14 protein-coding genes are annotated in these 15,449 nt (G+C 64.3%); 7 read left to right on the top strand and 7 right to left on the bottom strand.

What is annotated here, in order from left to right; genetic code table 11:
• Nucleotides 1-112: 112 nt before the first annotated feature.
• The 4 genes from KFK14_RS17380 to KFK14_RS17365 form a co-directional block, all read right to left on the bottom strand.
• Nucleotides 113-742 (bottom strand): molybdenum ABC transporter ATP-binding protein, encoded by a 630-nt coding sequence (locus tag KFK14_RS17380; RefSeq protein ID WP_212608533.1) that lies wholly within the window; start codon nt 740-742, stop codon nt 113-115.
• The gene (gene modB, locus KFK14_RS17375; RefSeq protein WP_212611211.1) at nt 732-1,427 is read right to left on the bottom strand and encodes a molybdate ABC transporter permease subunit; all 696 of its coding nucleotides are present in this window, start codon (nt 1,425-1,427) and stop codon (nt 732-734) included. Before modB ends, KFK14_RS17380 begins: the two co-directional genes overlap by 11 nt.
• A gap of 5 nt (nt 1,428-1,432) precedes the next feature.
• Entirely contained in the window at nt 1,433-2,197 is a 765-nt protein-coding gene (gene modA, locus KFK14_RS17370) for a molybdate ABC transporter substrate-binding protein (protein ID WP_212608532.1), read from the bottom strand.
• Nucleotides 2,198-2,276: 79 nt separating this feature from the next.
• Nucleotides 2,277-2,645, bottom strand: a complete 369-nt coding sequence (locus tag KFK14_RS17365; RefSeq protein ID WP_246524683.1) for a MerC domain-containing protein — start codon at nt 2,643-2,645, stop codon at nt 2,277-2,279.
• A 157-nt stretch (nt 2,646-2,802) separates the two neighbouring features.
• On the opposite strand from KFK14_RS17365, the gene KFK14_RS17360 reads away from it, so the two are divergent.
• The 3 genes from KFK14_RS17360 (at nt 2,803) to KFK14_RS17350 (ending at nt 6,210) form a co-directional block, all read left to right on the top strand.
• Nucleotides 2,803-3,747 carry an ABC transporter ATP-binding protein gene (locus KFK14_RS17360; protein WP_070153117.1) on the top strand — a complete coding sequence of 315 codons (945 nt, stop codon included), beginning with the start codon at nt 2,803-2,805 and terminating at the stop codon, nt 3,745-3,747.
• Between the two features lie 116 nt (nt 3,748-3,863).
• A complete protein-coding gene (gene nadB, locus KFK14_RS17355) occupies nt 3,864-5,468 on the top strand; it encodes an L-aspartate oxidase (protein WP_212608530.1) in 1,605 nt (534 codons plus the stop codon).
• A 46-nt stretch (nt 5,469-5,514) separates the two neighbouring features.
• A complete protein-coding gene (locus KFK14_RS17350; protein WP_212608529.1) occupies nt 5,515-6,210 on the top strand; it encodes a Crp/Fnr family transcriptional regulator in 696 nt (231 codons plus the stop codon).
• 3 nt (nt 6,211-6,213) lie between these two features.
• Here the strand turns inward: KFK14_RS17350 and KFK14_RS17345 are convergent, their stop codons facing one another.
• Together KFK14_RS17345 and KFK14_RS17340 are read right to left on the bottom strand one after the other, a co-directional pair.
• A complete protein-coding gene (locus KFK14_RS17345) occupies nt 6,214-6,660 on the bottom strand; it encodes a hypothetical protein (RefSeq protein ID WP_212608528.1) in 447 nt (148 codons plus the stop codon).
• Nucleotides 6,661-6,729: 69 nt separating this feature from the next.
• Nucleotides 6,730-7,575, bottom strand: a complete 846-nt coding sequence (locus tag KFK14_RS17340) for an alpha/beta fold hydrolase (RefSeq protein WP_212608527.1) — start codon at nt 7,573-7,575, stop codon at nt 6,730-6,732.
• A 208-nt stretch (nt 7,576-7,783) separates the two neighbouring features.
• Here KFK14_RS17340 and KFK14_RS17335 point away from each other — a divergent pair, with 208 nt between their 5' ends.
• From KFK14_RS17335 to KFK14_RS17325, 3 genes are all read left to right on the top strand, one after another.
• Nucleotides 7,784-8,896, top strand: a complete 1,113-nt coding sequence (locus KFK14_RS17335; protein ID WP_425516689.1) for a serine hydrolase — start codon at nt 7,784-7,786, stop codon at nt 8,894-8,896.
• A gap of 207 nt (nt 8,897-9,103) precedes the next feature.
• Nucleotides 9,104-11,914, top strand: coding sequence for a DNA polymerase I (polA, locus tag KFK14_RS17330; protein WP_212608526.1), 2,811 nt, complete (start codon nt 9,104-9,106; stop codon nt 11,912-11,914).
• A 333-nt stretch (nt 11,915-12,247) separates the two neighbouring features.
• Nucleotides 12,248-12,643 (top strand): hypothetical protein, encoded by a 396-nt coding sequence (locus tag KFK14_RS17325; RefSeq protein WP_212608525.1) that lies wholly within the window; start codon nt 12,248-12,250, stop codon nt 12,641-12,643.
• A 1,136-nt stretch (nt 12,644-13,779) separates the two neighbouring features.
• Here the strand turns inward: KFK14_RS17325 and KFK14_RS17320 are convergent.
• A complete protein-coding gene (locus tag KFK14_RS17320) occupies nt 13,780-14,667 on the bottom strand; it encodes a prephenate dehydratase (RefSeq protein ID WP_212608524.1) in 888 nt (295 codons plus the stop codon).
• 140 nt (nt 14,668-14,807) lie between these two features.
• Between KFK14_RS17320 and KFK14_RS17315 the strand changes: the two genes are divergently transcribed.
• Complete coding sequence (locus KFK14_RS17315; protein ID WP_070153101.1) at nt 14,808-15,437, top strand: c-type cytochrome; 630 nt, start codon at nt 14,808-14,810, stop codon at nt 15,435-15,437.
• Nucleotides 15,438-15,449: the final 12 nt, after the last annotated feature.

Below are 15,449 nucleotides of genomic sequence, written 5' to 3'. Positions count from 1 at the left end.
CTTTGTTATGCAGCGTGAGGCTGCTTGCTAGGAGTAACGAACCGTTGTCATAATTCCTCCATCACGGAGGTTTTATTTCAACAAGGGTGTAAAAACCGCGTTCTCCGTTACGTCATTCATGCGCAATTTCGATCCGCTGCGCGCCCAGCCGCTCCGCCTCCGCAGGGTCGTGCGTGACATACAGGATCGGCAGATGCAGCTCGTCGCGTATCCGTTCGATCACGGTCATCACTTCTTCGCGCCTGGGTCTGTCGAGAGAGGTCAGCGGTTCGTCCATCAGCAATGCGCGCGCGCCGGACAGGAGCGCCCGGCCGATGGCGACCCGTTGCGCTTCGCCGCCGGAAAGGGAGGCCGGCCACCGGTCCAGCAGCCCGCCAATCCCCAGGAAGGATATGGTTTCCTCCAGGCTGATCCACCGGTCGCGCGCTTCCGCCAGCCTGTGTCCGTACAGCAGGTTGCCGCGAACCCGCCGGTGCGGGAAAAGCCTGCCATCCTGAAACACATAACCGATGCGCCTTTTATGCGCGGGCATATCGGTCCCCGCCGCCGCGTCGAACATCGTTTCGCCGCCGATGCGGATATGGCCGCTGTCTGGCCGCAATATCCCGGCGACCATATTCAGGATCGAGGTCTTGCCCACACCCGACGGACCGAACAGCACGGTTACGCCATCGGCCGGAGGAATGCGCGCGGAGACGGTGGTCCCGCCCATTCGCCGCGTTACCTGCACGTCAAAGGACATGGCCGCTCCTGCCGGTCGATGCCCGCCGCGCCATGGCCTCCGACGCGACTAGGGCGGCCAGCGACAGCAGCACGGATATTACGGCCAGCCGGAACACGGCGCTGTCGCCGCCGGGCGTCTGCAAGGCGCTGTAGATTGCGATGGGCAGGGTGCGCGTCTCCCCCGGAATGTTGGATACGAAGGTAATGGTCGCGCCAAACTCCCCCAGCGACCGGGCGAAGCCCAGCACCGCGCCCGTCACTATGCCCGGCAGGGACAGCGGCAGCGTAACCGTCAGGAACACATGCCACCGGTTCGCGCCGAGCGTGCGGGCCGCCGCCTCCAGCCGGTGATCGATCGCCTCGATGGACAGGCGGATGGCCCGGACCATTAGGGGGAGCGCCATGACCCCGGCGGCGATGGCCGCGCCGGTCCAGCGGAACAGCACGCTGACGCCGAACCAGTCGCGCAAAAGGCCGCCCACCGGTCCCTGCGGTCCGAACGCCAGCAGCAGCAGCCAGCCGACAACCACCGGCGGCACGACCAGCGGCAGGTGCACCAGTCCGTCGAGCAGCAATTTTCCGGGAAAGCGTCCGCGCGCAAGCAGCCATGCGAACAGGAAGGCGAAGGGCAGGGTGGCGATGACCGCCGCCAGGCTGACCTTCATCGACAGGCCGATGATCGCCCAGTCGTCAGGGGACAGGATGGCGCTCAACGCGGTGTGAAGCCATAGCTGCGGAAAATCGCCTTGCCCCTCGCCGACAGCAGAAACTGGCGGAAGCCTTCCGCCTCCGCGCTTGGGGCGTCTTTCAGCAGGGCGATGGGGTAGGTTATGGGCGGATGGCTGTTCGGCGGGAACAGGCCAGCGATGCGCACCTTGGCGGATGCGCGCGCATCGGTTGTGTAGACGATGCCATAGGGCGCAATGCCTCGCTCCACCATCGCCAGCGCGGCGCGCACGCTTTCCCCGCGCGCCGTGCGATCGGCGACGCTGTTCCAGACCCCAAGCTTGATCAGCGCCGCTTTGCCATATTTCCCGGCGGGCACGGCGTCAGGATCGGCCATGGCGAGGCGGCCGCCGCCAAGCGCGCGGGCCAGCGGAAATCCCGGCCGGATCGCCATCCGTCCTTTCTGCGTCACTGGGGCGATCAGCACCAACTGGTTCGACAGGAAGGACCGGCGCGTCCCGGCCCTTATCTTCCCCTGTTGCTGCACGGCGTCCATCCATTCCTCATCGGCGGAGATGAACATGTCCGCCGGGGCGCCGGACTGAATCTGGCGGGCGAGGGCGGAGGAGGCGGCAAAGGACAGGACCGGTTTCGCATGACCCTGCGCCGCCCACATGTCCGCCGCCTTGGTCAGCGATTCCTGCAGGCTGGCGGCCGCCAGCACCAGCGGCGCCTTTGTTTGCGCCATGCCATGCTGCGCCGTCGCGAGGGCGAGGATGAACAGAATTTCCTTCAGCCGGCGAAACATCGGCACTTCCCTGTTAACGCGCTATATTTGTCCAGCTATAGCGTCAGCAGGAAGAGACTACAGGATAAATTGCGGCGGTTCAGTGGCCCGCGCGGCGATTAAGGTCGTGCCCCAGCGCCAGGATCATCACGCCGATCACGGTATAGACGCCTTCCTCGCTGCCATGCGGCAGGTTGAGCGCGCCAGCCATGATCCCCAGGCCGAGCGCGCCGATGGCCGCCGGCATCATGAACCCATGGGCTATCGCGCCGTTGCCGAGCGCCACCGCGCCAAGGACGATCGCCAGGAAAAGGCCGGTCTCATGGAATATCGGATTGGCAAAGAATCCACCGGCGGAGGAGAGTGCGCCCAGCAGAATCGCCGTCGTCAGGCAATGTGCGGCGCACAGGCCGGACAGCGCGACGGCCAACCGGTCCAGTGATCCTCGTGAAAGCGCATTCTGAAACATCAATACCGTCCTGGACACGCACATAGTCCGGGAAGGTTTAAGATACAATATATCATTGCAGAAATTTGTGGAGGCAGTGTGAACTTTCCTCATGGTCCCAGCCCCGTTCTCGACCCCCTCCTCGACATTGCCGAGCCGAAGGGAGTAGGGGGAATTTATGACCGACTCCTCCCCAATCCCGGCGGCGCAGCCCGCCATCGCCATCGAGTCCCTGTCAAAAGTCTATAAGGGCGGAAAGCAGGCGCTCGACAATGTGACCTTCAACGTCCCGCGCGGGCAGATTTTCGGATTGCTCGGACCCAATGGCGCGGGCAAGTCGACGCTGATCAACATCCTGTCCGGCATGGTCAACAAGACCAGCGGCACGGCGCGCATCTGGGGCTTCGACATCGACGCCAATCCGCGCAACGCGAAGAATTCGATCGGCATCGTGCCGCAGGAAATCGTGTTCGATCCCTTCTTCACGCCGTTCGAGACGCTGGAGAACCAGGCGGGCTTCTATGGCGTGCCGAAGGATCAGCGCAAGACGATGGAGCTGCTGCGCGCGGTGCATCTGGAGGACAAGGCGAACGCCTATGCGCGCACGCTGTCCGGCGGCATGAAGCGCCGCCTGCTTGTCGCCAAGGCGATGGTGCATTCGCCGCCGATCCTGGTGCTGGACGAGCCGACGGCGGGCGTGGACATCCAGCTTCGCCAGCAGCTCTGGGCCTATGTGAAGCATCTCAACAATCTGGGCGTCACCATCGTCCTCACCACCCATTATCTGGAGGAGGCGGAGCAGCTTTGCGACCGCATCGCCATCATCAACCATGGCCGCCTGATCACGGACAAGCCGACCCGTGAACTGGTCGGCATGGCGCAGGAGAAGGTGGTGGTGGTGACGGTGGACCGCGCGCTTGCCGAAGTGCCAGTCGCGCCCTGCTTTGAAAAGGTGGAGCTGACTACCGACCGGACGCTGACCATCACCTATCAGAAGGACAAGGCGAACGCCGGTCAGGTGCTGGCCGCGATCCAGGAAAAGGGGCTGCAGATCGTCGACGTGTCCACGCGCGACCCGGATCTGGAGGATGTGTTCCTGAACCTCACGGCGGCGGCCGCCTAGCGCGCGTCCTGCAATTCCGTCCGGGCTGAGCTTGCCGAAGCCCCGCACTTTCTTAAGAAGGACAGCCCTTCGACTTCGCTCAGGGCGAACGGGCAAAAGATAACGTCAGGAAGAAGATGTCCACCACCACCTATGACGTCGTTATCATCGGTTCCGGCGCGGCCGGCCTGACCGCCGCGATCAATCTGGCGCAGGACAAGAAGGTTCTGGTGCTGGCCAAGGGCGCCCTCGACGGCGGGTCGACCAACTGGGCGCAGGGCGGCATTGCCGCCGTGCTGGATGGCGGCGACAGTTTCGAACAGCATGTCGAGGATACGATGGTTGCGGGCGCCGGCCTCAACAATCGGGAGACGGTGGAGTTTGTGGTCTCCAACGCCCCCGCCGCGATCGAGCGGCTGGCGGCGCTTGGCGTCCCGTTCAATGCGGGCGAGGATTTCGGCGAACGCTGGCACCTGACGCGCGAGGGCGGGCACAGCCACCGCCGTATCGTGCATGTCGATGATGCGACCGGCGCGGCCGTGCAGCAGGCGCTGGTGAAGGCGGCGCAGGCCAATCCCAACATCACGCTCGCCACCGACATGGTCGCCATCGACCTGATCACCAGCCGTCATGGCGAGAAATATTCCGGCGACGGCCATGTCTGGGGCGTCTACGCCTTCAACCGCAAGACCAAGCATGTTGATGCGCTGCTGGGCAAGGCGACGATCCTGTGCACCGGCGGGGCGGGGCGCACCTATCTGTTTTCCACCGCGCCGCGCGGGGCGACCGGCGACGGCATCGCCATGGCTTGGCGCGCTGGCTGCCGCGTCTCCAATATGGAGATGAACCAGTTCCACCCGACCTGTCTCTATAATCTGGAGGTGAAGAACTTCCTGATCACGGAGGCTGTGCGCGGCGAGGGCGGCCTGCTGAAACTGCCCCCTGGCGTGCCCGGCGGCGGCAAGCGCTTCATGGACCGGTTCGACAAGCGCGGCGAACTCGCCCCCCGCGACGTCGTCGCCCGCGCCATCGATCATGAGATCAAGCGCCTCGGCCTCGACTATGTGCATCTCGACATCAGCCACAAGCCGCCGGAATTTGTGAAGCATCACTTCCCGACCATCTACGCCCGGCTGCTGGACCTAGACATCGACATCACCAGGGAGCCGATCCCGGTCGTTCCGGCGCAGCATTATACATGCGGCGGCGTGGTCATCGACCTGGACGGCAAGACCGACCTGCCGGGCCTTTACGCCGCGGGCGAGGTGACGGAAAGCGGCCTCCACGGCGCGAACCGCCTGGCGTCCAACTCCCTGCTCGAATGCTTCGTATTCGGCGAGGCGGCCGCCCAGCATATCCGCGCGCATTGGGATGAGCTGCCAGCCCCGCCGCCGATCCGCGCCTGGGACGAAAGCCGCGTCACCGATTCCGACGAGGAAGTCATCGTCCAGCACAACTGGAAGGAAATCCGCCGCTTCATGTGGGACTATGTCGGCATTGTCCGCACCACCAAGCGGCTGGAGCGCGCCCAGCACCGCGTCAACCTGCTCGCGCAGGAGGTCGACGACTATTATGGCAATTTCCGCGTGACGCCGGACCTGATCGAGCTGCGCAACCTGCTGGAAGTCGCGCGCCTCATCGTCCGCTCGGCGCTCCACCGCAAGGAAAGCCGGGGCCTGCACTATACGCTCGACTATCCCGAAAAGCTGCCGGAGGCGGTGGATACCGTTCTGGCCCCCTGATTTGCGCGGATGACGGAACGGCACTGCGCCTGCTATGCGGGGTCATATGAGCCGTTATCCCCTGCAATGCGCCACATGCGCGGTACGCGAACAGGCCGTCTGCGCTGCGCTGACGGAGGCCGAGCGCGGCGAGTTGATGCGCATCGGCGAGCATCGCACGCTGGAGCGGGGCGACGCGCTGATCGATGCGGGGGAGGATAATTACGCCTGCGCCACGCTCATCTCCGGCGCGCTGAAGATCAGCGCCATCGACCGGGATGGCACGGAACGGATCGTAGCGCTGGTGCATCCCGCCGGGTTCGTCGGCGAATTGTTCACGCCGACCGCGCATCATCATGTCACGGCGCTGACGGACAGCCTGGTCTGCCTGTTTCCGCGCAAGCCCTATGAAAAGCTGGTCGACGCCTATCCCCACATGGCGCATGCGCTGCTGCGCCGGTCCGCGCTGGACCTTGCCGAAACGCGGTCCATTATCGACTTGATCGGGCGCAGGGGATCGCGGGAGCGGGTCGCCGGGCTGCTGCTGGTCTTTGCGCGGGCGGCGGCCTGCGATCCGGGCGGCGTTGCGACGCAGTTCGATATGCCCCTGACGCGCGGCGAAATCGCCGGCCTGCTTGGCCTGACGATTGAGACGGTGAGCCGCCGCCTGACCGATTTCAGCCGGGAAGGCATCATCAAAAAGGAAGGCGCGCGAGGGGTCAAAATCCTCGACGCGCCCAAGTTGGAGGAGCTGGTTCGATAAGGATCAGCGCACCATCGCCGCGATCAGTGCGATGCAGATCCCCCAGATCAGGATCAGCACCGGCATGATCAGCACCTGGGTCGCCGCCCCCGTTCCGCTGACATGGCCGGTCATGCATTCGAAGCCCTCGCGCATGAAGGCGCTCATCGTCCGCGGCCATCCCGGCGGCGGCGGGGCCATCCGGGCGAACAGCGCCGGGGTGCCGAACGCGGCCAGCACGAACAAGACGAAGATCGCCATCGGGATGACCAGATCGGGCGCCATGAAGGCGATGCCCATGACGGCCAGATAGGCCAGATAGCCGCCAACCGTCATGGCGTAGAGGGCGGGGGGCAGGTCGAATGTCCGCCCATATTCCCCGCGCGCCGCCGGAACGGGCCGGGCGATGGCGATCTGGTCACCGGTGATCTTTTCGGCGGCGAAATGTTCGGCTGGATAGTGGCGGGTCATTGTCAGGCTCCCGTGAAAGAGTATGGAGCCGGTTTAGCGGCGCCTGGCGCGCGCTGGCTTTGACGCCCGTCAAATTCCCTTCAGAAAATCGGAAAGCGCGGCGGTGAACAGCTTCGGCTGATCCGCCATCACCATATGGCCGCTGGGGCCGATCGGCGTCAGCACCGCATTGCGGGCGGCGGCATAGGCGGCGCGGAACTGCTGGACCAGGCTGGCGCGGATGCGCGCATCGGAAGGCACGGCGTAGAGCACGCGCAGCGGCACGGCCAGTTTCCCCAATTGCGGGCCGAGATCGGTATGCGCTAGCTCGGTCAGCGCCTTGGCGATCACGTCCGGGTCGCTGCCCTTGGCTCCCGGCTGCCGCGCCAGCATTTCGGCGAACATGTCCCGCCCGGCCTTGGTTCCGGTGAAATATTGGCCGAGCTGATCCGCCAGATAGCCCATGCCGCTGGCCGTGCCGCCGATCATGCCTGCGCCCTCCGGCAGCATGTCGATCACCATCGCCCGGCCCGCCGCGCCGCGCAGGGCGAGCATCATGGCCAGCGTGCCGCCCATCGAATGGCCGACAACCGCCGGCCGCGCCAACCCCATCGATGACATATAGCGGGCGATCTCATCCGCAAGCGGCGCTATCAGCGGGCCGGTCTTGTTGAGGTCGGGCGGCAGGCCCGCAAAGCCGCGGACCTGCACCAGATGATAGCGATAGCCCGACACGCTGGTTATCGCCCCGTTCCATATGCCCGGACCACTGGCGAGGCCGGGGATCAGGAGGACATCGCGTCCGGTCCCGCGAACCGTGACCGCGATCCTGCGGGATGCGAATGGCGTGGCGGCGAAGCCCGGAATGGCGCTGATGGCCAGCAATGCGCCGCCGCCCAGCACTGCGCGGCGCGTCGTTTTGATGTCGATCGTCATCCATTCATCCTGCCAAATGCGCCTTTAACCGTAGATGAGCGGCGCATTCAGGATTGTTAAGGCTCCTTACACCCTATTTTCAGAATCATCCGTCGCAAACGCTTTTGCGCTTTACAGGCGCGCGAGGATGTTATGAACTTGAAATCTGTGGGCAAAAGGACGGAAAGTGCGGGGAATTGAGCGGCGGGCGACCGCCGATCGCATCATCATCAGGCGCGGGGGCGCTCGGAATGGCCTAGGTGGCAAGACGGTCGCGGGACTGCTGGCCGCAATAGCCCTTGCCGCCTGTGTCGGCCCGGCGACGCCGCGTCCGGTCACGTCTCCGCTGGCTGGACCTCCCCGGCCGGTCGCCAACCCGCCTGCGCCTTTCCAGGATTATAACCCGCGTTCGCGCCCGTCTCCGGCGCTTGTGTCCATCATCCAGTCGCTCGGCCGGGGCTTTAACGGCCATGCCGGCATTGCCGTGAAGCGCGTCGATGCCGACTGGGTTGTTTCCTATAACGGCAATGAGCTGTTCCCGCAGCAAAGCGTGTCGAAGCTCTGGGTGGCGATGAACCTGCTCGACAATGTCGATCGCGGCAAGCTGAAGCTGACCGACAGCGTGACGCTTGGGCGCAGCGACCTCACTCTGTTCCATCAGCCGCTGGCCGCGATGATCGGCAAGGACGGCTACACCACCACCTATGCCGACCTGTTCCGCCGCGCGATGACGCAGAGCGACAATACCGCCAATGACGCAATGCTGCGCCGTTCGGGCGGGCCGGATGCGGTGCGCGGTTTCCTTGCCCGCCGTTTCATCTCCAACATCCGCTTCGGCCCCGGCGAGCGCCTGCTGCAAAGCGCGACGGCGGGTCTGGACTGGAACCCCAGCTACTCGCTCGGCCGCAACTTCTACACCGCCCGCGCCAACCTGCCGATGTCGGTGCGGAACAAGGCGCTGGACGATTACCTCGCCAATCCGCCGGACGGCGCCGCGCCGATCGGCATCGTGACCGCGCTCGCGAAGCTCAAAAAGGGGGACATGCTCTCCGCCACATCCACCCGCTTCCTGCTCGATACGATGCATGAGGCGAAAACGGGGCCGCAGCGGATCAAGGGCGGCGTGCCCGCCGGCTGGACCTATGCGCACAAGACCGGCACGGGGCAGGACCTGCCGCCGCGCTCCACCGGCTTCAACGATGTCGGCATCATGACCGCGCCGGACGGCACCAGCTATGCGGTCGCGGTGATGATCGGCAGCACGACGGTCTCCATCCCCGAACGCTGGGCGCTGATGCAGGGCGTGGCGCGGGCGATAGCGGCGAACCACGACAAATATTGAGCGGCGTTTTGCGTCCGTTCTTGTAGGTGAACCTTCGCCGATTTCGTCACCCCGGGCTTGACCCGGGGTCCCGCTTTAATCTTTGAAACGAACCCGAAAATAGCGGGACCCCGGATCAAGTCCGGGGTGACGACAAACATAGGTGCTCTTAACCCGTCATCCCGCACCCACTGGAGACCCGGCGGGTTAACCGCTATCTCCCTCCCCATGTCCGAGAATCAAACCGCCGCCGCGAAACCCAACCACCTCTACCTCGTCGACGGCAGCGGCTATATCTTCCGCGCCTATCATCAGCTTCCGCCGCTCACCAACCGGCACGGGCAGCCGGTCGGCGCGGTCTACGGCTACACATCAATGCTGTGGAAGCTGGCCGCGGAGCTGGACAAGGCGGACGGTCCGACCCACCTCGCCGTGGTGCTGGACAAGGGCAGCCATACCTTCCGCAACGACATGTATGACCAGTATAAGGCGCACCGTCCGCCGCCGCCGGAGGATCTGGTCCCCCAATTCCCGCTGATCCGGGACGCGACCCGCGCCTTCTCGCTGCCCTGTATTGAAGAGGCTGGTTTCGAGGCCGACGACATCATCGCCACCTACACCTGCCGCGCGGTGGAGGCGGGGTGGAATGTCACCATCGTCAGCTCCGACAAGGACCTGATGCAGCTCATCCAGCCCGGTGTCGACATGTACGACACGATGAAGAATGAGCGGCGCGGCGCGGATTATGTCGTGGGCAAGTTCGGCGTGCCGCCCGAAAAGCTGGGCGATGTGCTGGCCCTGATGGGCGACAGCGTGGACAATGTCCCCGGCGTCCCCGGCATCGGCCCCAAGACCGCGTCGAAGCTGATCACCGAATATGGCGACCTGGAATCGGTGCTCGCCGCCGCGCCTTCGATGAAGAAGTCGAAGATGCAGGAAAACCTGATCGAGCATAGCGACATGGCCCGCCTCTCGCGCAAGCTGGTCGCGCTCCATTGCGAGATGACGCTGCCGGAGCCGCTCGACGACCTGACGCTCAAGGGCATTCCGGAAGAACCGTTGCGCGATTTCCTTGAGCATCACGGCTTCAAGGCGCTGCTTAATCGCCTGGGCGGACCGGCCGCGGCCGTAGCCGTGGCCGCGGCGTCCGCCGCTATCACTTCCGGGACGCCTCCGCCGCCGCCCCAGATCGAGGACGCGCCGCCGATCGACTGCTCCGCCTATGAAACGGTCGTGACGGAGGAGGCGCTGGATCGCTGGATCGCTGCCGCCTATGCCGAAGGGATCGTGGCGGTGGATACGGAAACGAGCGCGCTCGACGCGGTGTCCGCCGCGCTTGTCGGGGTCAGCCTGTCCACCGGACCCAACCTCGCCTGCTACATCCCGGTCGGGCATGGCGGGATGGACATGTTCGCGGAAAAGCCGTTGCAGCTTCCGCTCGATCTGGTCCTCGCAAAGCTCAAGCCGCTGCTGGAGGACGACAGCATCCTGAAGGTCGGGCAGAATATCAAATATGACCTGACTGTTCTGGGCCGCCACGGCATCACCGTCGCGCCGTTCGATGACACGATCGTCATGAGTTTCGACCTCGACGCCGGGCAGAGCCTTGCGGGACATGGCATGGATGAGGCGGCCAAGACCCATCTCGGCCACACCTGCATCAGCTTCAAGGATGTGGTCGGCTCCGGCAAGAACCAGATCAGCTTCGCCGAGGCGCAACTGGACAAGGCGACCGCCTACGCCGCCGAGGATGCCGACGTCACCCTGCGCCTGTGGAAGCTGTTCAAGCCGCGTCTGCATCAGGAAGGGGCGACCCGCATTTATGAAATGGTCGACCGCCCGCTCGTCCCCGTCATCGCGAAGATGGAGCATACCGGCATCAAGGTCGACCGCGAGCATCTCTCGCGCCTGTCGAGCGAGTTCACGGACGGCATCGCCCGGCTGGAGGGGGAAATCCATGCGCTCGCCGGTCAGCCCTTCGCCATCGGCTCCACGCAGCAGCTTGGCGCGATCCTGTTCGACAAGCTGGGCCTGAAGGGCGGCAAGAAGGGCAAGTCCGGCGCTTACTCCACCGATGTCACGATCTTGGAGAAGCTGAAGGCCGAAGGGTCGGAGATTTCCGGCAAGGTGCTCGACTGGCGGCAGCTATCCAAGCTCAAGTCGACCTATACCGACGCGCTGCAGCAGCAGATCAACGCGCAGACCGGCCGCGTCCACACCAGCTACTCGCTGACCGGCGCGCAGACCGGCCGCCTGTCATCCAACGACCCCAATCTTCAGAACATTCCGATCCGCACGGAGACCGGCCGCCAGATCCGCCACGCCTTCGTCGCGGAGCCGGGCAATGTCATCCTCGCCGCCGACTATAGCCAGATCGAACTGCGCCTCGCCGCCCATATGGCGGACGTGCCCGCGCTCAAGGAGGCGTTCGCGAACGGTGAGGACATTCACAACCGCACGGCGGAGGAACTGTTCGGAGAGGTCAACCGCGACACGCGCGGCCGGGCCAAGACGATCAACTTCGCCATCCTCTACGGCATCAGCCGCTGGGGCCTCGCCTCCCGGCTGGAGATCAGCGCGGACGAGGCGCAGGACATGATCTCCCGCTATTATGAGCGTTTCCCCGGCATCAGCGTCTACATCAACGAGACGCTGGAGAAGGCGCGGGCGCGCGGCTACACCGAAACCCTGTTCGGCCGGAAAACCTGGTTCCCCCGCATCCGCGCCTCGATCCAGCATGAGCGGCAGGGGGCCGAGCGCGCCGCGATCAACGCGCCGATCCAGGGCACCAGCGCCGACATCATCAAGCGGGCGATGGCGCGCATGGGACCTGCGCTGGAGAAGGCGGGGCTGCCGGACGTGAAGATGCTGCTGCAGGTCCATGACGAACTGGTGTTCGAACTGCCCGAAAGCGATGTGGAGGCGGCCAGCGCGATCATCCGCGACACGATGGCGGGCGCGGCCGAACCGGCGGTGAAGCTCAGCGTGCCGCTGGGGGTAGAGATCGGCACCGGCCCAAGCTGGGGCGCGGCGCATTAAAGAGCGACGCTAAGCCGACAACACCCCATGCTCCTGCGCAGGCAGGAGCCCAGTCCCACCGTCTGAACTGGACTCCTGCTTTCGCGAGACCCTCATATCCCCCTCCGTTCGCCCTGAGCTTGTCGAAGGGATGTATTTCCTTCGACTGCATCGAAAGAAAGGACAAGGCTTCGACAAGCTCAGCCCGAACGGAGGAGGCATAAGTGATTTACGCAAAGGTACTCCCCGCGCAGGAGCACACTTCAATGCGCTCCACCCCCTTGGCCAAAATGCCAGTTGTGCGCGTCCGGAATCTTCCTCAAAGCGCGGCTCCGTCTCACCAAAAGGCCATCGATGTTTCACATAACGCACGATCCGCGGACCAATGTGCTGCGGATCACCGTGAAGGGTTTCTGGAACCCCGCCGACGTTCCCGAACTTGCAAAGGGCATCGACGCCAGCCTGCGCGAGATCGGGGACGATTTCGACGCGATCGTCGAATCCTTCGACTTTCCGGTCCAGGCCAATGATGTCGCGGACCTGCTGACCGCCGTCATGCGCGGCGGCATGGCCCGCACATCCGGCCGCGCGGCGGTGGTCGTGGGCAGCCTGCTCAACCGCGCCCAGGCCGAACGCACGCTGGTCCATCCGCGCGTGCGCATATTCATGACGATGGAGGAAGCGGAAGCCTGGCTGGCGCTCCCCGCCCAGGATGCGGACATATCCCCTATTTCGTCATCCCGGACTTGATCCGGAATCCATGAGCGCAGGCGCTGGTGTAGTCACGTGGGCGTAGAGCCAATAGATCCCGCATCACGTGCGGGATGACGAAGGGGTGGAGCGCGGCAATTCTCATCATCGTCATCCCAGCGCAGGCTGGGATTTCAGGCCCCGTGACGTGACCTCTCGTGAGATGGCGAAACGAGTCCCGTGCCTCGTTTCGCCCTTCGCTGGCATGACGAGAAGGGGTGGGGAGTGGACGGTCTGCTACTCCTTGATCCGTTCGGGCTGAGCCTGTCGAAGCCCTGTATTTTCTTAAGAAGTGCAGCCCTTCGACAAGCTCAGGGCGAACGGAGAGTGAGAGTCCACAAATGGTCGCCTGCTGACTGGCAGGTTTCTGCACGCGTTGAGGGCGAGAGAATGATCCATTTCTGCGAAATCGGGTGGATTTCAGTCTGGCCGCTTTCGTAACACCTTGCTCATTTGTCTATGTCGACGCAAATAGTTCAGCATGAAAAGAAAGCATATTCATGCAGGCACGGCTTTGTCGCTCACTGGATTTGCAGTATCCCTGACGTTGGCGACGCTATACCACGCCGCAATTTCTGAGAGTGAGGCGGCTATCAACGCTCTGCTTGGCCTTGCGGGCGGCAGTCTTCTTGGCTGTGCCTATTTCCTGCCACGATCCGTGAGGCTATGGATACGGAAGCCTTCACCACGCCGGTAATATCCGCTTTCGGGCAGAGCGATCAATCTCGCCAATGGCAAAAACTGGCCGCCTTAAGACTGGCTGCCTTCCATGCATCTCTTGCGTCAGGCGACCGCCATGAGGGCTTTTGAATAGCCCTGTCCTACATCCCGGCGGCCATGCTCTACTTCGGCACATGGAACAGCCGTCCGCACCCGTCGCGCGCCAGGCCAGAGCGATGATCCAGCCTATGCGCCCTAACCGCGACGCATATGGGACGCACCTGCGACCCAAGTGCGACGTAGGTGAGACTCAAGTGAGACGCACATGCGACGCAAGTGAGACCTACATGAGAGGTAGGTGCGACGTACATGAGACCTACATGCGACTTTTGTGCGACCTACATGCGACTTCCCGGCCAAAACCGCTCACAACCCGCAACTTCCGCAACTTCGGCTCGGATGTGGCCCGATTGCCCCTAGCTTCGCGGCCGCGCCTGGCGGTAGGTGCCCAGCACCCGCACCCATTTGGTGTGGAACTCCAGCTCCTTCAGCGCACGGTCGACGCCCGGGTCCTCCGGACTGCCTTCGATGTCCGCAAAGAATTCGGTCATCGAGAAGCTGGCGCCGCGCTGGTAGCTTTCCAGCTTGGTCATGTTGACGCCGTTGGTCGCAAAGCCGCCCAGCGCCTTGTAGAGGGAGGCGGCGACATTCTGCACCTCGAACATGAAGGTCGTCATCACCGGTCCGCCGGGGGCGGGCATCGACCCTTCGCGCGCCAGCACAAGGAAGCGGGTCATATTATCGTCGCTGTCCTCGATATTCTCCGCGACCATGCGCAGGCCGTAAAGCTCGGCCGCCAGATGGGGCGCGATCGCGCCTTCGCCCGGCTGGCGCGTCTCAGCGATCAGCGCGGCTGCGCCCGCCGTATCGGCATAGCTGACCGGCTGGATGCCCCGCGCGCGCAGATAGTGGCGGCACTGGCCCAGCGCCTGCGGATGGCTGGTCGCATTCTTCACTGGACTGTCGTCGACCGCCATCAGGCAGTGGCGGATGCGCAGAAAATATTCGTCGACGATGTGCAGGCCCGATTCGGGCAGCAGGAAATGCATGTCGGCGACGCGGCCGTGCAGCGAATTTTCGATCGGGATGATGGCCCGGTCGGCCTTCCCATCCCGCACTGCGTCAATGGCGTCCTCAAAGGCGAAGCAGGGCAGCGGAATGCAATCCGCCGCATAATCCAGCGCCGCAAGGTGGGAATTGGCCCCTGGCGCGCCCTGATAGGCGATTGCGCGCGACGGATCGGCCGCCGCCTTTTCGGCCATTTCGGCGACCAGACGCCGGGCGGGGAGAGGATAGTTTTCCATTGGCGTCCGCGCGCTTACGGGCTTCATCGGGTCCACGCAAGCCAAGCTTGCGCGTTCGCGCTTGCGTCATTATGGCGGGCTACTTAAGGGGTGGCGCGAAAATCAGGGCGCCGGCGAAGAATCGGGAGGAAATCGGACGCATGGACGATCGTTTCAATACTATTGCCGGCTGGGCGTTGTTCGCGGGCATCATTGCGCTCGGCGGCGGCATCGTCAGCAGCAAGTTCTTCCATGAAGAGCGTCCAGAGAAGATGGGCTATGAAATTGAGGGCGTCGAAGCCGAAGGCGGCGAAGGGGCCGCTGCCGGTCCGGGCCTGAACACGCTGCTCGCCAGTTCCGACGTGGCGGCGGGTGAGAAGGTGTTCGCCAAGTGCGCGGCCTGCCACACCATCGCCGCTGGCGGCGCGAACGGCATCGGCCCGAACCTGCACGAAGTGGTGGGTGACAAGGTTGCGACGGGCCGTGGCGGTTTCGCTTTCTCCGACGCGCTGAAGTCGAAGGGCGGCACCTGGACGTTCGAGGCGCTGGATCACTGGCTCACCAGCCCGCGTGAATATGCGCCGGGCACGAAGATGACCTTTGCGGGTCTGGGCAATCCGGTTGATCGCGCCAACCTGATCGCTTATCTCAATACGCAGGGTTCCAACCTGCCGCTGCCGGCCGCCGACGCGGCCCCCGCCGCCGCTGGCGACAATGCGGGCGCGGCGAACGCTGCGGAGGGCGAGGGCAATGCCGCCGCTCCGGCCGAGGCGGCCAACGCCGCGGAGTGATCCCGTCGTGGC

Source organism: Sphingobium phenoxybenzoativorans (genome assembly GCF_018286635.1).
Taxonomy (GTDB): domain Bacteria; phylum Pseudomonadota; class Alphaproteobacteria; order Sphingomonadales; family Sphingomonadaceae; genus Sphingobium; species Sphingobium phenoxybenzoativorans.
The sequence above is the reverse complement of the archived record's forward strand: the minus strand, read 5'-3'. Positions and strand labels throughout refer to the sequence as shown.